Consider the following 16,624-nt stretch of genomic DNA (forward strand, 5'->3'; position numbering starts at 1 on the left):
GCGGTGGCGGCGAGGGGTGCGCCCATCAACATTACGTCCTAGACTGTACACATTCAGGGAGATTTGGCGATGTCTGACAAGGTTCTCATCATTACCGGCGCATCGCGCGGGATTGGAGCGGCGACGGCGCTGTTGGCGGCCGAGCGGGGTTATGGCGTCATCGTCAATTACGCGGGCAATGTCGCGGCGGCGGAGGCGGTTTGCGCAAAGATCCATCGCCAGGGCGGCGAGGCGCTGGCGGTGCGGGGCGATGTGACGCTGGAGGCCGATATCGACCACATTTTCGCGGCGGCTGATCGGATGGGGCGACTGGTTGGGCTGGTCAACAATGCGGGGACGATCGAGCCCAGTATACGCGTGGAAGACCTCGACTTGGCTCGGCTGCAGCGGATTTTCGCGGTCAATACATTTGGCTCGATCCTCTGCGCGGGGCGCGCGGTGCGACGGATGTCGACCAAGTTCGGCGGGCAGGGCGGGGCGATCGTCAACGTGACATCGGCGGCCGCCAAGCTGGGCGCGCCCAATACCTATGTGGATTACGCGGCGGCCAAGGGCGCCATCGACAGTTTTACCGTCGGGCTGGCGCTGGAGGTGGCGGGCGACGGCATCCGGGTCAATGGGGTGCGGCCAGGGGTGATCGACACCGACATTCATGCGGCCGGGGGCGATCCCGACCGGGCGCATCGGATGGGGCCATCGCTGCCAATCCCGCGGCCGGGCACGGCGGAGGAAGTGGCACGGGCGATCCTTTGGCTGCTGTCGGACGAGGCCAGTTATACGACCGGGTCCGTGATCAACGTGACGGGCGGGCGGGGAATTGCGCCCTAGAGCAAAGGCCATCCAGCTGATGCCGGTCTGCAAATCCTAGTTCTCTGCGCTTCCCGTCCTCACGTACCAACGTACGCTCCGGTCCGGTTCTCGCGAACCAGCATTTTCGACTCGGCCTGAGCTGAATGACTATCGATCTTTGATTGGCACTCAGACCCATTATCTCTTGCAAAAGTGATCGCCAGGCCCGTGTACAGCAATCAGCGGGCAAGGTTTTGCCGGTATCAGCCCCTTAGAACGTGCTAAGGCGCGGGTTGAGTGTTCCGGAGTGGTGTGGTTGACGGGTTTGAGAGCGGTTGCGTGCGCGGCGATGCTGGTGCTGACGGCGGGGGTGGCCAAGGGGCAGGACGGCGACGCCAAGCTGGTCGGCGAGTTGATGGCGTTTCACGCCTCGGCTGCCATCGTTTCGGCGATGACGTCGCATTGCTACGAAACCACGGGGCTCGACACCGCCTATGAGCAAGCCAACGATAACTGGTATCTGCGCAATGTCGGATTTCTCGATCTGGCCGACCGGGTGATCGAGCGCCTGGGCGGCGGCACGCCGGGGCAACTCGAAGCCAGCGAAACCTATGGCGGTGCGCAGATCATGGCCGCCTATAACCAGGCAGGCGACAAGGAAGGGTTCTGCCGCAACTTCCTGGCCGAGGTCGAGGGTGGGGCGATGGATATCGATAAACAGTTGTCGGGCCCACTAAAAAAGGCGCAGGAAATCGCCTCGCAGTGAAAGCATGACTTGGCGGACGGCGCCGATTCGATAAGCTGATCGTTACGTGGAGGGCGACGATGCGGCTGTTGGGGGCGTTGTTGGCGGCGGCGGGACTGGTCGCGCCGGCATTGGGGGCGGAATGCGCATTGGTGAATGCGCGATACGACCAGCCGGGCAGCGACTGGACAATAGAATTTCACGACGTGCCGGTTTCGGCGATGGTCAACCAGACCGCTGCCTTCACCATGGCCATGCCAAAATCCGGCGTGGTGCTGCGCGGCGACGTGTGGCAACCGAACGGCTATGCGCAATCCTGGGGCGCGCTGGAAGGGCCCTGCGATCCCAAGGCCAAGAAGGCGCAGACCTGCCGGCTGTGGGAGGCGGTGGTCTATACCGAGATGGTCAATGGCATCAGCGTGCTGGCGAGCAACGACCGGGCGCCGGCGCCGCTGCAGATTCTGCTGCCGCAACTGACCTCGGCGATGTGGTATTCGAGCTATCGACGCGAGTTTAACGATGCGGACCCGGGCGACGTGTTTACGTTTGCGGGCTGTGCAAAGTAGACGCTAGCGTTGGGAATCAGCTTGGCATAGCCGATGGAGAACCCGGATCTGGTCCCCTCCCCCTTGAGGGGAGGGTTAGGGTGGGGGGAACTTTCCGCAAGTGTGGCGCCGGGACGGGCGAAATCCAGTTCGTGGAGAATTCCCCCCACCCCCAACCCCTCCCCTCAAGGGGGAGGGGAGCCGATCCGGGCTCGCAAGAACCACGGCAAACCCGACTCAGCCTAGCCCAATGATTTCGGCTTTCGCCCCAGCGACGCCCCGTATAGGTATGGACTGTCATAGCTGCGCGGTGGTGCGATGAATTTTCCATGGTTTGAGTTTGCCGGGCTGATGCTGGCATTCGCCATCAATGCGGTCATTCCGGGCGCAGATTTCGCCATGGTGTTGCGGCAGTCGATCGCGCAGGACCGGCGGGCGGCCTTGTTCACCTCGGCGGGGATCGCGACCTCGATCCTCGTGCATGGCAGTTACACGCTGCTGGGCGTCGGCGTGATCGTGGGGCAGTCGCTGTTGCTGTTCAACATTCTGAAGTGGGCGGGGGCCGCTTATCTGGTGTGGCTGGCGATCGCGGCACTGCGCAGTCCGCCGCCGACGCCGCCAGTCATCGGCGACGAGAGCGAGGCGCGGCGCAGCGACTGGGCGGCGTTCGGGCTGGGATTTTTGACCAATCTGCTCAACCCCAAGGCGGTGCTGTTTTTCCTGGCGCTGTTCACCACACTGGTCTCGGCGCATACCGGCGGCGACATCAAGGTGTTCTATGTGCTGTGCATGAGCATGATGCTTTTTGCCTGGTTTGCACTGGTGTCGATCTTCTTTACGACCGCTAGTGTCAGACAGGGCTTTTTCCGTCTTGGCCGGTGGTTTAATCGTGTCACCGGCATTACATTCATCTTACTTGCCATTCGCGTAGCAGTGGCACAGCAGCACTAGGCAGTTTGGGGCTTTCCATCATGGCAGACGCGTTCGATCTCACCATCATCGGCTCGGGTCCGGGCGGCTATGTCGCGGCAATCCGCGCGGCCCAACTGGGGATGAAGGTTGCGGTGGTGGAGAAGTGGAGCACGCTGGGGGGCACGTGCCTGAATATCGGCTGCATTCCCTCCAAGGCGCTGCTGCATGCCAGCGAAATGTTTGAGGAAGCCGGCCACGGCTTCAAGGCGCTGGGCATCGATATTCCGGCGCCGGTGCTGAACCTGCCGCAGATGATGAACCACAAGATCGACACGGTGGCCGCCAATGTGGGCGGGGTGGATTATTTGTTCAAGAAGAACAAGATCACCACGTTCCGCGGCATCGGCACCATTGCGGCGCCGGGCAACGTATTCGTGACACCCGAGAATGGCGCACGCACGGAAATCGAAACTAAGAATATCGTCATCGCGTCGGGGTCGGTTTCGGCCAACCTGCCGGGCATCGAGATCGACGAAAAGCAGATCGTGACTTCGACCGGCGCGCTGAACCTGGACAAGGTGCCGAAGCGCCTACTGGTGATCGGCGCGGGCGTGATCGGGCTGGAGCTGGGCTCGGTCTGGGCGCGGCTGGGATCGCAGGTGACCGTGGTGGAATTCCTCGACCGGATTTTGCCGGGCATGGACAGCGAAGTAGCGCGGCAGTTCCAGCGCATGCTGCAAAAGCAGGGCATGGAATTCAAGCTGTCGAGCAAGGTTGCGGGCATCGATAAGCAGGATGATGGCTCGCTCAAGGTTCGGATCGAGCCGGCCAAGGGCGGCGACATGGAATTGCTGGATGCCGACGTGGCGCTGGTGGCGATCGGGCGCAAGCCGTTCACGGACGGGCTGGGGCTGGATATCGTCGGCGTGGCGCTGGACGAGCGCGGCCGGGTGCGCGTCGATGCGCAGTTCAAGACTTCGGTGGATGGCATCTATGCCATTGGCGATGTGATCGCCGGGCCGATGCTGGCGCACAAGGCCGAGGACGAGGGCATTGCGGTGGCCGAGATCCTCAACGGCCAGGCCGGGCATGTGAATTACGCGGCAATGCCGGCGGTGGTTTACACCAATCCGGAAATCGCCACTGTCGGCAAGACCGAGGACGAACTCAAGGCCGAGGGCATCAATTACAAGATCGGCAAGTTCCCCTTCACTGCCAATGGCCGCGCCAAGGCGATGCTGGCGACGCAGGGGTTCGTCAAGATTTTGGCGGATGTGGAGACCGACCGGGTGCTGGGGGCGCATATCGTGGGCAAGAATGCCGGCGAGATGATCCACGAACTGGTGGTGCTGATGGAGTTTTCGGGTTCGGCCGAGGATTTGTCGCGGACGACGCATGCGCATCCGACGCTGTCGGAAGCGGTGCGTGAGGCGGCGTTGTCGCTCGAGGACGGCGCGATCCATATTTGATGGTCTTCACCTCTCCCTTCGGAGGAGAGGTCGACCCTCTTGGGTCGGGTGAGGGGGCCTTTACTGGGTGAGGTGTGAGGGGAAGGCCCCCTCACCCGTCGCTGCGCGCCGACCTCTCCCCCAGAGGGAGAGGTGTAGAAGGGCGGCTTTTCTCGGCCCCGCATCTTCCATACCAGATTATCGCGGGGTAGAAGGGCGGGGCACGCGCTGAGGAGCTCCGCAATGACCACAGATTTTGAAATCCGCTTTGCCATCGACCCGGTCAGCGCCGCGACGATGAATACCGATGAGCTGCGCGAGCACTTTCTGATCGAGGAATTGTTCACGCTGGGCGGGGTCAACTGGACCTATTCGCACTATGACCGGCTGGCGATTGGCGGGGCGACGCCGGGTGGTGCGGCGCTGGCGCTGGAGGCGATCAAGCCGACGGGGACGGCCAATTTTCTTGACCGGCGCGAGCTGATTGCGGTCAATATTGGCGGGGCCGGGAGCATCAGCGTCGATGGTGCGAGCCACAAGCTGGCGGCGCGGGATATGCTCTATGTGGGCATGGGCGCCAAGGCGGTGAATTTTGCGTCGGATGATGCGGGTGAGCCGGCCAAGTTTTATCTCATCAGCGCGCCGGCCCATGCGAGCCATCCGACGAAGCTCATCAAAATCGAGGATGCCAAGCGGCTCGATCTGGGGAGCCAGGCGACGAGCAATGAGCGCTCGATTTTCCAGTTCATCCATCCCGAGGGCGCGAAAACCTGCCAATTGGTGGTGGGGATGACGACGCTGGCGGCGGGATCGGTGTGGAACACGATGCCGAGCCATTATCATGATCGGCGCAGCGAGGCGTATCTGTATTTCGACCTCGCCGAGGACGCGCGGGTGGTGCATCTGATGGGCGAATATGACGAGACGCGGCACCTGATGGTCAAGAACGAGGAGGCGGTTTTGTCGCCATCGTGGTCGATCCATTCGGGGGTGGGGACGGCGAGCTACACGTTCATCTGGGCGATGGCGGGCGACAATGTCGACTATACCGACGTTGACAAGGTGGCGATGGAAGAACTGCGCTGATGGACCTGTCGGCGTTCAGCCTCGAGGGCAAGACGGTGTTGGTGACGGGCGCCAATACCGGGATCGGGCAGGGGATTGCGCTGTCGATCGGTCGGGCCGGTGGGCTTGTGATTGGCGTTGGGCGGTCGTCGCTGGACGAGACGGCGGGACTGATGGCGGGGATCGGCGCGGAGTTTGTGCCGGTGAGCGCGGACCTGTCGAGCGGCGCGCCGGAGATGTTCGAGCTGGCCTGGGACGCGCATGGGCCGATCGATGGGCTGGTGAACAATGCCGGGATCATCAAACGCGTCGATGCGGTGGATTTTACCGAGGCTGATTGGGATGATGTGATGGACGTCAATCTCAAGGCTATGTTCTTTTTGTGCCAGGCGTTTGGGCGCAAAGTTCTGGACGCGGGACGGACGGGGAAGATCGTCAATATCGCGTCGATGCTGAGTTTTCAGGGCGGCATTCGGGTGGCGAGTTATACGGCATCCAAGCACGGTGTTTTGGGTGTTACACGGCTGCTGGCCAATGAATGGGCGGCGCGTGGGATCAATGCGAACGCCATCGCGCCGGGCTATATCGAGAGCAATAATACCACGGCCCTGCGGACGGATGCCGAGCGGTCGGCGGGGATTTTGGCGCGCATACCGGCGGGACGCTGGGGCGAGCCGAGCGATATTGGGGACGCTGCGGTGTTCCTGCTGTCGCGGGCGGCGGGATATATGCATGGCGCGGTAGTGCCGGTGGACGGGGGCTGGTTGGCGAGATGAGCATGGACAAGGTTTTTGCGCAGGCGGATGACGCTCAGTGGATCGAAGTGGCGCCGGGCAATCGGCGGCGGGTGCTGATCCATACGCCGGAGCTGATGCAGGTGGAGTTCGGGTTCGATGCGGGCGCGGTGGGTGCGCTGCACAGCCATCCGCATGTTCAGGTGAGCTATGTGGCCGAGGGGAGCTTTGAGGTCACCATCGATGGGGTAACCCAGGTGGTGGGGACCGGGGGGAGTTTCATCGTGCCCAGCGGGCTGGTGCATGGGGTGAAGGCGCTGGAGGCGGGGCGGCTGGTGGACGTGTTTACGCCGGCTAGGGCGGACTTTCTATAGACCGATCGTCTTTCGGGTGATGCCGGCCTGCAAATGGCACTCATCTGCGCTTCCGGTCCTCACGTGCCAGCGTACGCTCCGGTCCGGTTCTCGATGACCACCATTTTCGGCTCGGCCTGACCCGAAATACAACCTGTCTATGCGCTGAGCGAGTGGAGTGAATCCCCCTCACCCGGCCTCCGCTTCGCTCGGCCACCCTCTCCCCGATGGGGAGAGGAAATCGGAGGGCTCGATGCCTCGTTTCTTCTCCCCATCGGGAGAAGGAGGGCCGGATGAGGGGGAGCTACCCAATCTCATCGAGCAACGCCGCATAGGCCGCCTCATGGCGCCCGGCCCAATTTGCTTTTCCCGGCTCGGTCAGCCTGCCTCGTCTCGGCGGGATGTAACTGTAAATCCCGCGCACCGGTTCTTCGCGCCATTGCAGGTTGAACGCCGCGAATTTGGGGAAGAATTCCATATCGGAATAGGGCAGATGGTCGTGGACCCACCAGGCCATGGCTTCCCAATCGCCGGTGCGTTCGTAGTACGGGATGAAGCGGTTGACCACCACGCAGGCGGTGGCGCCCATGCGGCCGGCGGCGTCGCGGCGGTCCCAGATGTGGCCAGCATAGTTCTTCTCGTTGGTCGAGCAGTTCAGGTCATTTTCGTTGCCGAAGCGGTTGACCTCGGGGGAGCGGTAGGCCGAACGCACCGAGAGCCGACCGAAGCGCGCTTGCAGGGGTTCGAGCAGGGTTTCGCAGAGCACTTTGCCGGCGGCGATGGCCAAGTCCGGATCGTCGGGAAGGTTCAGGAAACCGTTGATGACGGCGATTTCGGAATAGAGAAAATCGCGCATGAAGAAGTTTTCCGACAGGCGGACGCGGCCGAGAGTTTCAAGGGCCTTGACGCTCTGGGGTTTTCGCATGACCAACTCCACTGGGGCTCGAACTCTCCATCGATAACGGAGGAGCGGCAACCCGGTTTCGACGGTGAGGGCGCGCATGCTGATCGTGATTTTCTATATCGCCATTACGGTCGAGGCGATGACGGCGGCGCTGGCGGCAGGGCGGCGCAAGATGGACTGGTTCGGGGTGTGCGTGCTGGCCTGCGTCACGGCGCTGGGCGGCGGGTCGGCGCGCGACATTATCCTCGGGCATTATCCGCTGAGCTGGGTGGCGAACCCTTATCTGCTGCTGCTCAGCTGCGGGGCGGCGCTGCTGACGATTGCGATAGCGCGGGTCGTACACCGGCTGCGCTGGCCGTTCCTGCTGCTCGATGCGCTGGGGCTGGTGGTGTTCTCGATCATCGGCTGCAATGTGGGCATGGAAATGGGGGTGAGCCCGGCTATCGTCATTGTCGCCGGCATGCTGACCGGGATCACCGGGGGGATTTTGCGCGACGTGTTGTGCAATGACGTGCCGCTGGTGTTCAGCGGCGAGCTTTACGCGACATGCTCGGCGGTGACGGGCGCGATCTACTACTTTGGCTTGCAGTGGGGCGGGCATGCCGATGTGATGATCGTGGTGGCGGGCGCGATTGGGTTTACCATGCGGGTGTTGGCCATCTTCTTCAAATGGGAGATGCCGCGCTTCGTCTACGACAAGGATTTGCGATGAAACCACAGCGGCTGGTTCTGTCGAGACAGGCCGGGTTCGATCTGCAGGGCAGTTCATTGGCGCTGAATGGCCTGCGGGCACAGAGCGTAGCGCGGCCGGGCAAGTGGGGCAATCCATTCACCATTGCGGAGGTGATGGCGGAACGGGGCGTGGGCAAGGACGCGGCGCAGGCCGAGGCAGTGGCGCGTTATGGGCGCTGGGTGAGCGGGACGCTGGAGCCGGAATTGTCCCAGGGGCCACCGCCGGACCTGGCGATTATCAAGGCGGAACTGGCGGGATGGAACCTGGCCTGCTGGTGCAAGGCGGGCACGCCATGCCATGCGGACAGGCTGATCGCATTGGCCAATGGCGAATAGCGCTTTATCAGCGGCGGTGGCTGTGGCAAAGCACTACCATACAAGTGCGGAGATTTGCTTTGCGGCAGACATGGCGTTGGTTCGGGCCAGCTGACATTACCTCGATTGATGATATCACGCAGGTCGGCGCGGTGGGCGTAGTCAGCGCCTTGCATCATGTCCCTAATGGGGTGGTGTGGAGCGCCGAGGAGATCGCCAAGCGGCATCGCGAAATCGGCACGCGCAAGGACGGCACAGCATCGGGCCTGACCTGGGACGTGGTGGAAAGCCTGCCTGTCACAGAGGACATGAAGAAGCAGAAGGGCGACTGGCGCGCCCATATCGAGAATTACAAGACCTCGATGCGCAACCTGCGCGACAGCGGCGTCGAGGTGATCTGCTACAATTTCATGCCGGTGCTGGACTGGACCCGCACCGACCTGCGCTGGAGCCTGCCCAATGGCGGCTCATGCATGCGCTTTGACATCAACGATTTCGCCGCATTCGATATCCATATTCTTGAGCGGGCGGGCGCCGGCGCCGATTACACCAATGCGATTGCGGACGAGGCCGGGCGGCGGTTTGGGGCGCTGGACGAGGCGGGCAAGAAGGCCCTGGCGCGCAATGTGACCATGGGGCTGCCGGGATCGACCGAGTCGATGTCGCTGGACGATGTGCGGCAGCATTTGAGCGAATATGACCGCATTTCGGCCGAGCGCCTGCGGGCCAATTTCGTGGATTTCCTCGAGGCGGTGGTGCCGACGGCGGAAGACCTGGGCGTGCGGCTGTGCTGCCATCCGGATGATCCCCCGTTCGCGCTGCTGGGCCTGCCGCGGGTGATGTCGACCGAGGCGGACTACAAGACCATGCTGGACGCGGTGGATAGCCCAGCCAATGGGATGACGCTGTGTTCGGGTTCGCTGGGCGCGCGGCCGGACAATGACCTGCCGGGCATGATGGAGCGGCTGGGCGACAGGGTGCATTTCCTGCACCTGCGCAACGTCAAGCGCGACAATGCCGATATGGTGGGCTCGTTCTACGAGGCCGAGCATCTGGGCGGCGATACCGATATGGTGGCGCTGGTGGCGGCCATCGTGCGCGAGGAAAAGAAGCGCAAGGCGGCGGGGCGGAGCGATCACACCATTCCGATGCGGCCGGACCACGGGCAGGATATTCTGGACGATCTGGGGCGGCGCTCTCAGCCGGGTTATCCGACGATCGGGCGGATGAAGGGGCTGGCGGAACTGCGCGGCGTGATGGCGGCGCTGGAGCATGGGACGTTGGGAGTCTAGGGGGTGTCGGACACATCCCGTAATCCACAGGCCATGGCGAGGTGGCTTCACTCTCCAGCCAATCCTTAACACGTTCTTAAAGGGCTGGGACCAATGTCGCGCCAAGCGAATGGCGAGACGGGCCTATGGGTGCATTGGCGAAATTTCGGCGGCTGATGAGCTGGCTTGCGGGCGCTGTCGCTCATGCGGCGACCCGGCTCGACAGGCGGCGGGCGCTGGTCGAGGAAATCGCGCGGCAGCGGACGACAATCGACAAGCTCGGGGCGGCCAAGGCGGCCGCTGAGCGCTCCAATGCGGCCAAGTCCGAATTCCTTGCCCAGATGAGCCGTGAAATGCGCGTTCCGCTCAATGGGCTGTTGAGCTATTCGCGGCAGCTTTTGGACAAGGCGGAGCTGGAGGGCAAGGGCGAGGCGGTGGCCGATCTGGAAAAGATCAGCGCCGCCGGGCAGCATGTGCTGGTTATGGTCAACGACATCCTGGATATTTCGAGGATCGAAGCGGGCAAGACCTGGCCGCATCTGCTCAATGTCGACAAAGGCCAGCAGGTGAGCGTCCCGATGGTGCTGCATCGCGGGCCGAGCCTCGACGAGCAGGCGTTTCTGGACGAAATCGACGCGGAAACCAGTGAGCCCAATGTGATGGCGGATGCGGTCGTCATTGACGATGGGCGCGAGCGGTTGCTGGTAGTCGACGATGACCGCAATTTTCTCGAGGTGGCGGAGCGGCTGCTGCTCAAGGAGGGCTATGTGCCGATCTGCACCGATGCGCCGCAATCGGCGCTGCAGATTGCGCGTACGATCAAGCCGACGGCGATTTTACTCGATATCCTGATGCCGGGTTTCGATGGCTGGGACGTGCTGGGGGCGCTGAAATCAGATCCGGCGACGGGCGCGATCCCGGTGTTCATGATCTCGATCGCGTCTGAGCGCAGGAGAGCGCTGGCGGCGGGCGCGGATGGCGTCGTGACGAAGCCGCTCGACGCAGCTCGCATAAAGGCGGCGATCACCGCTATCAAGGCGGCGCGGCAGCGGCGAGAGATTAACGCGCATTAACTACGATTGTCGCCGACCTGCCAACAAGTCCTGATCATTGTGCATACGCAATATTAAGCGCCCTACTGCATGGTTACTGCCATGAGTGTCCCGGGACTGTCAGTCATGCTTGGCTTGATTTCGTCGGTCAACGGAATGATCGATCGGCTGATCGGCGCCGATGATCTGGCAGCGCCGGTCCGCAACAGGCTGTTGCGGCAGCAATTGCGCTCGGTGGGCCAGGCGACGCCGGCGCTACTGGCGGGATCGCTGGTGGTCAGCGTAAGCTTCCTGGCGCTGACCTGGGGCACGGCGCGATTTGCGCCACTGCTGGCATGCCTTTTGGCGCTCAATCTGATCTATGGCACGGCCACGGTGATGGCGCGGCGATCGTCGGCGCCCACGACTTTGGGGTTCCCGGTCGGGGCGGTCGTCAAGGCCATGGGCTTCGCGATCGTGCTGGGCGCGCTGTGGGGCGCCACGCTCAATATCCTGCCGGTGGGCGACAGCGCTCTGGTGCGCAGCGCCGCCACGATTGGCGTCGGCGGGCTGATGTGCATCTCAATGATGGCAATGGTCAATTATCCGCAGGCCTTCATCGCCTTTACCGTGCCGCTGCTGGTGGGGGCATTCTGGTCCGTGGTCGGGCTGCACAGCACTGCCGACCTGTGGGTGCAGGGACCGCTGCTGGCGGGTTTTTCGATCCTGATGATGGTGATCGCGTTCCGCCATGCGCGCTCGTTCATTGATCATCGCGCCTCGGAAGCCCAGGTGCAGGAAAAGCGCCAGATTATTGGGCTGCTGCTGCGTGAATTCGAACAGAGCACGTCGGACTGGATCTGGGGCTTTGACGAGAGCGGGCGGATTAACAGGATTTCGGGCGGCTTCACGGCGGCGACCGGGGTGAACGAAGAGGCCTTGCTGGGCGCCGATTTCGTCTATTTCCTGGCCTGCATCACCCCGCCGGACGATCCGCTGATGGCGCAGGTCGAGTTCGACGTGGCGGACCGGCAGACCTTCCAGGATGTGGAATTGCGGGTGACGGCGGGCGGGCACGAATGCTGGTGGAACCTGACCGGCAAGCCGGCTTTTGATGATAATGGCGCTTACCTGGGCTATATCGGCACAGGTTCGGACGTCAGCGAGCGCAAGAGCGCCGAGCGGCGCATCACCAAGCTGGCGCATCACGATCCGATGACGGGGCTGCTCAACCGCACCAAGTTCACCGAACTGCTGAACCAGGCGGTAGCGCGGCTGGAGCGCTATGGCGCGCCGTTCTCGGTGCTGTATCTGGACCTGGACCAGTTCAAATCGGTCAATGATACGCGCGGTCACATGACCGGCGACAAGCTGCTGATCCAGGTGGCCAAGCGGGTGCTGCGCTCGGTGCGCGATACCGATGTGGTGGCGCGGCTGGGCGGCGACGAATTCGCCATCATCCTGCCCAATGACGCAATGGCGGAGAATGTCGCCATTGTGGCGACGCGGCTGCTCGAGGATGTGAAGAAGCCCTACGATATCGATGGCGAGTTCGTGTCGATCGGGGTCAGCATCGGCATTGCGCTGGCGCCGATGAACGGCACGCGACCGGACGAGATTTTGCGCCATGCCGATCTGGCGCTGTATCGCGCCAAGGCAGACGGGCGCAGCGTGTTCCGATTTTTCGAGAGCCAGATGGACAGCGAGGCGCGCGAGCGGCGCCTGCTGGAAGTCGAGCTGCGCGACGCCGTCAAGAACGACGAACTGGTGCTGCATTATCAGCCGCTGGTCTCGGCCGTGGATGCGCAGCCGACCGGATTCGAGGCGCTGGTGCGCTGGAACCACCCGATCCGCGGGCTGGTGCAACCGGCCGAGTTCATTCCCATCGCCGAGCAAACCAACCTGATTGTCGATATCGGCGACTGGACCATCCTGCAGGCGTGCATGGCGGCCGCGACCTGGCCCGATCACCTGACGGTGGCGGTCAACCTGTCGGCCAAGCACTTTCGCCAGTCGGACATTGCGCTGGTGGTGAAGAAAGCGCTGGCGGTCTCGGGCATCGCGCCGGCGCGGCTGGAGATCGAGATCACCGAGGGGCTGTTGATGGAGAACCTCGACGAAGTGACCGACAAGCTGGCGGAAATCCGCGCGCTCGGCGTCACTATCGCCATGGACGATTTCGGCACCGGCTATTCGAGCCTCAGCTATTTGCTGAAATTCCCGTTCGACAAGATCAAGATCGATCGTTCGTTCGTCGAGGCATCCAGCACCGATCCGGTGGCGCGCGATATCCTCAAGGCGATTGCGTCGCTGGGCAAGACGCTCAAGCTCAAGATTACGGCCGAGGGCGTCGAGACCAAGGAGCAGGCGGAGTTCCTCAGCGGGATCGCCTGTCACCAGTTGCAGGGGTTTTACTTTGCCCGGCCGCTGGATGCGGTCGAACTGCCGCTGTATTTGCTGACGACCGTGCCGACGCGGGCAAGGTTGGTGAAGGCGGAGGCTGAGGCGGTGCTGACGCGGGCGGCGGGGTGAGGCTTCTCACCTCTCCCTTTGGGGGAGAGGTCGGCGCGCAGCGCAGGGTGAGGGGGCCTTCCCCAAGCGCCTCACCCAGTAAAGGCCCCCTCACCCGACCCAAGAGGGTCGACCTCTCCCCCAAGGGAGAGGTGAAGGGGCACCGAGCTCAATCCTCTAGAAGATACCCGCCGGCTCTCGTCGGCAGCGGCTCCGTCCCCACGATCTTGGCGATGGAACTGCCGCGCTTGACGTACTTGGACGAGGCGCGGGAGAGGATGAGGCCGTCGGTGCCGGCCAGGATGGGGCGGCGGGCGAGGAAGGCGTCGGGGCCGTCCATGGCAATGAGATCGGCGACGGGCTGGCCCTTGGCGACGCGATCACCAAGCTCGACGTGATAGGCGAGCAGGCCGGGCGCATCGACGCGGAGGACTTCGGTGGCTTCGAAGGGAACTGGCGCTGGGGCAGGCTTTGGTCGCGGGCCGGGATCGGCGGCGATCAGGCCGCGGTCGGCCAAGAAATTGAACAAAGCCTGCGCGTCGGCACGGCCTATGGCGTCGAACACATCGGCCTGGCCGCGATATTCCAGGGTCGCGGTTTCCGAGGCCATGGAGATGGGGAAACCGGGATTGGCAGCCTGCGCCTTGCGGTAGAGCAAAGGCAGCACTTCATCGAACGAGCCGCCGCCGCTGTCCTCGGCGGTGAGGGTGGCCTCGGAGCCGAACCAGTCGGCGAGATCCTGCAGGCCGGGCATCAGTTCGGGCGAGGTAAAGATGTGTTTGAGGCTATCGTCGTCGCAATGCAGGTCGAGCACGATATCGGCGTCGTGAGCCGATTGCAGCGTGATCAGGCGAAGCTGCTGGGCCGCCGAAGTGGGGCGCTGGGCGGCGATGAAGGCGGCGACAGCGGCGCGGATAAGCTTGGTGTTGCTGGCGGCGTGGTTGGTCAGTTTGCCGGCAATTGCATCGGCGATGGCGGGATAGAGATCGGGCCAGCGGCGGTTGTAGTTGAGGCCGGTGCCGGTGTCGTAACGGCCGATATGGTGGCGCAGCGAGCCATTGGCGAGGCCGAGCGGATTGACCGAAGGGAAGACGACGAAGCGGGCCCGAAGTTTGTGGGCCGCATCGGCATCGCGCAGCATCGGGAGCAGGTGATGCAGCGCCATGGTGCCGGGCTGCTCGTCGGCATGGAGCGCGGCTTGCAGGTGCACCTTGATGGCCGCGTCGGCGGGGCCGGCGGTGTAGCTATAGAGCGTGGTGGCGGTGCCGGGGGCGTCGCCGATGAGGGTGGTCTGGTGCTGCGTGAAGGTCATAGCGATCTCTAATCGGCGATGGCGGCGAGTTTGTCGGCCATGGTCTGGGGCTTGTCGGTGCGGGTCGAGAACACCAGGGTGCAGAACACGCGCTCGACGCCAAGTTCGGTCAGCCGGGCGCAACAGGCTTCCACCACAGCGGTGACGGCGGCCATTTCGCCCTCGATATTGGTGCCGTTGGCATGCATGACATGGACGAGGCCTGAGGCCTCGATGATGTCGCGCACCTCGCGGATATAGCGCGAGACCGATGGCCCGACGCCCATCGGGACGATGCACAGATCGGCGATGATCTTCATGATGGGTCTACCTGATCCATTTGGGAGCGAAACGCATGCGCGGCTGCACCGGCATGTGACGCATCAGCCGTTTGTAGACCAGGCCGAAGAGGAAAAACACCACCAGCGAGACGGCGAGGAAATAGAGCGCCGCCACCGAGAAATGCAGGAACGTATTGTAGTCCTTTTCGAAGCGCGACTTGGCGGTGACCAGGAGGTCCATCTGGTTATCGATCACCGGCAGGGCGAAATAGACGATGGCGGTGGCGTGGAACAGGAACACCACTTCATTGGTGTAGGCCGGCCAGGCCAGCCGGATCATGTTGGGCCAGGTGACCGAGCGGAACTGTTGCCAGCGGCTCATGCCATAGGCGCGGGCGGCTTCGGTTTCTCCGCGCGGCACGGCGCGCAGGGCGCCATAGAAGATCTCAGCTGAATAGGCGGCGGTGTTGAGGATCAGCACGATGGGGCCGATGAACAGCGGGTGCAGGACCCAGCCGGAGACGCCCCAAGGCTTCCACAGGCTGATATTGAGCGATAGCGCCAGCGAATAGAACATGAAGAACTGGATGAACAGCGGCGAGCCGCGGAAGGCGTAGATATAGCCGCGCGACAGCCGCGAAATCCACGCATTGGGCGAGCCCTTGCCGAGTGCGAACAGCACGGCCAGCACGAAGCCGACGGGGATCGAGGCGGCGGCGAAATAGATGTTGAACAGGGCGGCGGGCGCGAAGGCGGCCAGTTCGTTGAGAAAAATATCCATCAGCGGCGGCTCTCGTCGAGAATGCCGCGACCGGCCCAGCGCATCAGGACGTTGAAGCCCTTTTCGGAGACCAGCGTCACCAGGATGTAGAACACGAACAGCACCAGGTAATAGCGCCAGCGCCAGTCGTCATGCACCAGGCCCACGCTCTTGAGGAAATTGGGCGCGCCGAGGCGATCGGCCCAGAGCACGATATCGGCGATCTGCAGCAGCGATAGCAAGGACGTCGCCTTGATGATGAGCATCCACACATTGGAGAGGCCGGGCAGGGCATAAACCCACATCTGGCGGATATGGATGCGCCACAGCACCTGGCTGGCACTCATCCCATAGGCGCGGGCGGCTTCGAGCTGGCCTTTGGGCACGGCGCGCAGGGCGCCGTGGATGACGTTGGTGGCGAAGGCGCCGTAGACAATGCCGAGCGAGACGCTGGCCATGACCAGATATTCGGGCGTGCTGAGCAGCCAGTTGGCAGCCTTGCAGGGGGGCCAGGCGGCGGATTGGGCGGCAATAGTTTCGGGAGTACAGACCTGGGTGGCCATGACCCATTCGACGCCCTGCTCGAACGCCAGCGGGAAGAAGATGAAGAACAGTACATCGGGCACGCCGCGTACGATCGAGGCATAGATGGTGCCGATCAGCCGCGCGGGGGGGAAGGTGGAATTCTTGAGGGTGGCGCCGATCAGCCCGAACGTCACCGCCAGGAGGCTGCCAAAGACGGCGGCGAAGACGGTGAACTGTAGGCTCGCGTACCAGGTCAGGTGCTTGCCATTGGTCAGATAGCCCAGCCAGAAGAGCACGTCGTCGCCGAGGCCATCGCGCATCCATTGGGGCAGGAAATCGAACATTGGGCGTGAGTTACCTGGGTTAGGTTAGTGAAAGCAGAGAGCGCCTCAAGGGCGCCGAAGGTATTCCC

The 16,624-nt window shown here is 63.1% G+C and carries 18 protein-coding genes; 13 read left to right on the forward strand and 5 right to left on the reverse strand.

Annotated elements, in window-relative coordinates; translation table 11 throughout:
* Positions 1 to 69: 69 nt before the first annotated feature.
* The 8 genes from JWP26_RS19050 (at position 70) to JWP26_RS19085 (ending at position 6,612) form a co-directional block, all read left to right on the forward strand.
* Entirely contained in the window at positions 70 to 828 is a 759-nt protein-coding gene (locus JWP26_RS19050; protein WP_299731523.1) for an SDR family oxidoreductase, read from the forward strand.
* A gap of 277 nt (positions 829 to 1,105) precedes the next feature.
* Positions 1,106 to 1,555, forward strand: coding sequence for a hypothetical protein (locus JWP26_RS19055; protein ID WP_299731526.1), 450 nt, complete (start codon positions 1,106 to 1,108; stop codon positions 1,553 to 1,555).
* A 59-nt stretch (positions 1,556 to 1,614) separates the two neighbouring features.
* On the forward strand, positions 1,615 to 2,100 hold the full coding sequence (locus JWP26_RS19060; RefSeq protein WP_299731529.1) for a hypothetical protein: 486 nt from the start codon (positions 1,615 to 1,617) through the stop codon (positions 2,098 to 2,100).
* 297 nt (positions 2,101 to 2,397) lie between these two features.
* A complete protein-coding gene (locus tag JWP26_RS19065; protein ID WP_299731532.1) occupies positions 2,398 to 3,030 on the forward strand; it encodes a LysE family translocator in 633 nt (210 codons plus the stop codon).
* A 20-nt stretch (positions 3,031 to 3,050) separates the two neighbouring features.
* Positions 3,051 to 4,460 (forward strand): dihydrolipoyl dehydrogenase, encoded by a 1,410-nt coding sequence (gene lpdA / locus JWP26_RS19070; RefSeq protein ID WP_299731535.1) that lies wholly within the window; start codon positions 3,051 to 3,053, stop codon positions 4,458 to 4,460.
* Between the two features lie 222 nt (positions 4,461 to 4,682).
* Positions 4,683 to 5,525, forward strand: coding sequence for a 5-dehydro-4-deoxy-D-glucuronate isomerase (gene kduI, locus JWP26_RS19075; protein ID WP_299731538.1), 843 nt, complete (start codon positions 4,683 to 4,685; stop codon positions 5,523 to 5,525).
* Positions 5,522 to 6,280: a 2-dehydro-3-deoxy-D-gluconate 5-dehydrogenase KduD gene (gene kduD / locus JWP26_RS19080; RefSeq protein WP_299731580.1), complete on the forward strand. Its 759-nt coding sequence runs from the start codon at positions 5,522 to 5,524 to the stop codon at positions 6,278 to 6,280. The genes kduI and kduD overlap by 4 nt, the downstream gene beginning before the upstream one ends.
* Positions 6,277 to 6,612, forward strand: coding sequence for a cupin domain-containing protein (locus JWP26_RS19085; RefSeq protein ID WP_299731541.1), 336 nt, complete (start codon positions 6,277 to 6,279; stop codon positions 6,610 to 6,612). The genes kduD and JWP26_RS19085 overlap by 4 nt, the downstream gene beginning before the upstream one ends.
* Before the next feature lie 283 nt (positions 6,613 to 6,895).
* Here JWP26_RS19085 and JWP26_RS19090 read toward each other — a convergent pair whose 3' ends face one another.
* Positions 6,896 to 7,516: a hypothetical protein gene (locus JWP26_RS19090; RefSeq protein ID WP_299731544.1), complete on the reverse strand. Its 621-nt coding sequence runs from the start codon at positions 7,514 to 7,516 to the stop codon at positions 6,896 to 6,898.
* A gap of 76 nt (positions 7,517 to 7,592) precedes the next feature.
* Between JWP26_RS19090 and JWP26_RS19095 the strand changes: the two genes are divergently transcribed.
* The 5 genes from JWP26_RS19095 to JWP26_RS19115 all read left to right on the forward strand — a co-directional run bounded on the left by JWP26_RS19095 (position 7,593) and on the right by JWP26_RS19115 (position 13,376).
* Positions 7,593 to 8,207 (forward strand): trimeric intracellular cation channel family protein, encoded by a 615-nt coding sequence (locus JWP26_RS19095; protein ID WP_299731547.1) that lies wholly within the window; start codon positions 7,593 to 7,595, stop codon positions 8,205 to 8,207.
* Complete coding sequence (locus JWP26_RS19100) at positions 8,204 to 8,563, forward strand: DUF4326 domain-containing protein (protein ID WP_299731549.1); 360 nt, start codon at positions 8,204 to 8,206, stop codon at positions 8,561 to 8,563. The genes JWP26_RS19095 and JWP26_RS19100 overlap by 4 nt, the downstream gene beginning before the upstream one ends.
* Positions 8,564 to 8,622: 59 nt before the next feature.
* Entirely contained in the window at positions 8,623 to 9,834 is a 1,212-nt protein-coding gene (gene uxuA, locus JWP26_RS19105; RefSeq protein WP_299731552.1) for a mannonate dehydratase, read from the forward strand.
* A gap of 155 nt (positions 9,835 to 9,989) precedes the next feature.
* A complete protein-coding gene (locus JWP26_RS19110; protein WP_299731555.1) occupies positions 9,990 to 10,886 on the forward strand; it encodes a response regulator in 897 nt (298 codons plus the stop codon).
* Between the two features lie 105 nt (positions 10,887 to 10,991).
* On the forward strand, positions 10,992 to 13,376 hold the full coding sequence (locus tag JWP26_RS19115; RefSeq protein WP_299731557.1) for a bifunctional diguanylate cyclase/phosphodiesterase: 2,385 nt from the start codon (positions 10,992 to 10,994) through the stop codon (positions 13,374 to 13,376).
* A 148-nt stretch (positions 13,377 to 13,524) separates the two neighbouring features.
* Here JWP26_RS19115 and JWP26_RS19120 read toward each other — a convergent pair whose 3' ends face one another.
* From JWP26_RS19120 to JWP26_RS19135, 4 genes are read right to left on the reverse strand one after another with little or no spacing between them, the layout of a single operon-like run.
* Positions 13,525 to 14,667 (reverse strand): succinylglutamate desuccinylase/aspartoacylase family protein, encoded by a 1,143-nt coding sequence (locus JWP26_RS19120; protein WP_299731559.1) that lies wholly within the window; start codon positions 14,665 to 14,667, stop codon positions 13,525 to 13,527.
* An 8-nt stretch (positions 14,668 to 14,675) separates the two neighbouring features.
* Complete coding sequence (locus tag JWP26_RS19125) at positions 14,676 to 14,966, reverse strand: MTH1187 family thiamine-binding protein (protein WP_299731562.1); 291 nt, start codon at positions 14,964 to 14,966, stop codon at positions 14,676 to 14,678.
* A 7-nt stretch (positions 14,967 to 14,973) separates the two neighbouring features.
* The gene (locus tag JWP26_RS19130; protein WP_299731565.1) at positions 14,974 to 15,708 is read right to left on the reverse strand and encodes an ABC transporter permease; all 735 of its coding nucleotides are present in this window, start codon (positions 15,706 to 15,708) and stop codon (positions 14,974 to 14,976) included.
* Positions 15,708 to 16,556 (reverse strand): ABC transporter permease, encoded by an 849-nt coding sequence (locus JWP26_RS19135; RefSeq protein WP_299731568.1) that lies wholly within the window; start codon positions 16,554 to 16,556, stop codon positions 15,708 to 15,710. The genes JWP26_RS19130 and JWP26_RS19135 overlap by 1 nt, the downstream gene beginning before the upstream one ends.
* Positions 16,557 to 16,624 lie beyond the last annotated feature (68 nt).

The sequence above is a fragment of the Devosia sp. genome, assembly GCF_028290435.1.
Lineage (GTDB): Bacteria > Pseudomonadota > Alphaproteobacteria > Rhizobiales > Devosiaceae > Devosia.

Bases quoted from the DNA above. Each gene is read 5' to 3' on its own strand.
- JWP26_RS19050 (WP_299731523.1), top strand. From the start codon at position 70: ATGTCTGACAAGGTTCTCATCATTACCGGCGCATCGCGCGGGATTGGA.
- JWP26_RS19060 (WP_299731529.1), top strand. From the start codon at position 1,615: ATGCGGCTGTTGGGGGCGTTGTTGGCGGCGGCGGGACTGGTCGCGCCG.
- JWP26_RS19065 (WP_299731532.1), top strand. From the start codon at position 2,398: ATGAATTTTCCATGGTTTGAGTTTGCCGGGCTGATGCTGGCATTCGCC.
- lpdA (WP_299731535.1), top strand. From the start codon at position 3,051: ATGGCAGACGCGTTCGATCTCACCATCATCGGCTCGGGTCCGGGCGGC.
- kduI (WP_299731538.1), top strand. From the start codon at position 4,683: ATGACCACAGATTTTGAAATCCGCTTTGCCATCGACCCGGTCAGCGCC.
- JWP26_RS19085 (WP_299731541.1), top strand. From the start codon at position 6,277: ATGAGCATGGACAAGGTTTTTGCGCAGGCGGATGACGCTCAGTGGATC.
- JWP26_RS19090 (WP_299731544.1), bottom strand. From the start codon at position 7,516: ATGCGAAAACCCCAGAGCGTCAAGGCCCTTGAAACTCTCGGCCGCGTC.
- JWP26_RS19095 (WP_299731547.1), top strand. From the start codon at position 7,593: ATGCTGATCGTGATTTTCTATATCGCCATTACGGTCGAGGCGATGACG.
- JWP26_RS19100 (WP_299731549.1), top strand. From the start codon at position 8,204: ATGAAACCACAGCGGCTGGTTCTGTCGAGACAGGCCGGGTTCGATCTG.
- JWP26_RS19110 (WP_299731555.1), top strand. From the start codon at position 9,990: ATGAGCTGGCTTGCGGGCGCTGTCGCTCATGCGGCGACCCGGCTCGAC.
- JWP26_RS19115 (WP_299731557.1), top strand. From the start codon at position 10,992: ATGCTTGGCTTGATTTCGTCGGTCAACGGAATGATCGATCGGCTGATC.
- JWP26_RS19120 (WP_299731559.1), bottom strand. From the start codon at position 14,667: ATGACCTTCACGCAGCACCAGACCACCCTCATCGGCGACGCCCCCGGC.
- JWP26_RS19125 (WP_299731562.1), bottom strand. From the start codon at position 14,966: ATGAAGATCATCGCCGATCTGTGCATCGTCCCGATGGGCGTCGGGCCA.
- JWP26_RS19130 (WP_299731565.1), bottom strand. From the start codon at position 15,708: ATGGATATTTTTCTCAACGAACTGGCCGCCTTCGCGCCCGCCGCCCTG.
- JWP26_RS19135 (WP_299731568.1), bottom strand. From the start codon at position 16,556: ATGTTCGATTTCCTGCCCCAATGGATGCGCGATGGCCTCGGCGACGAC.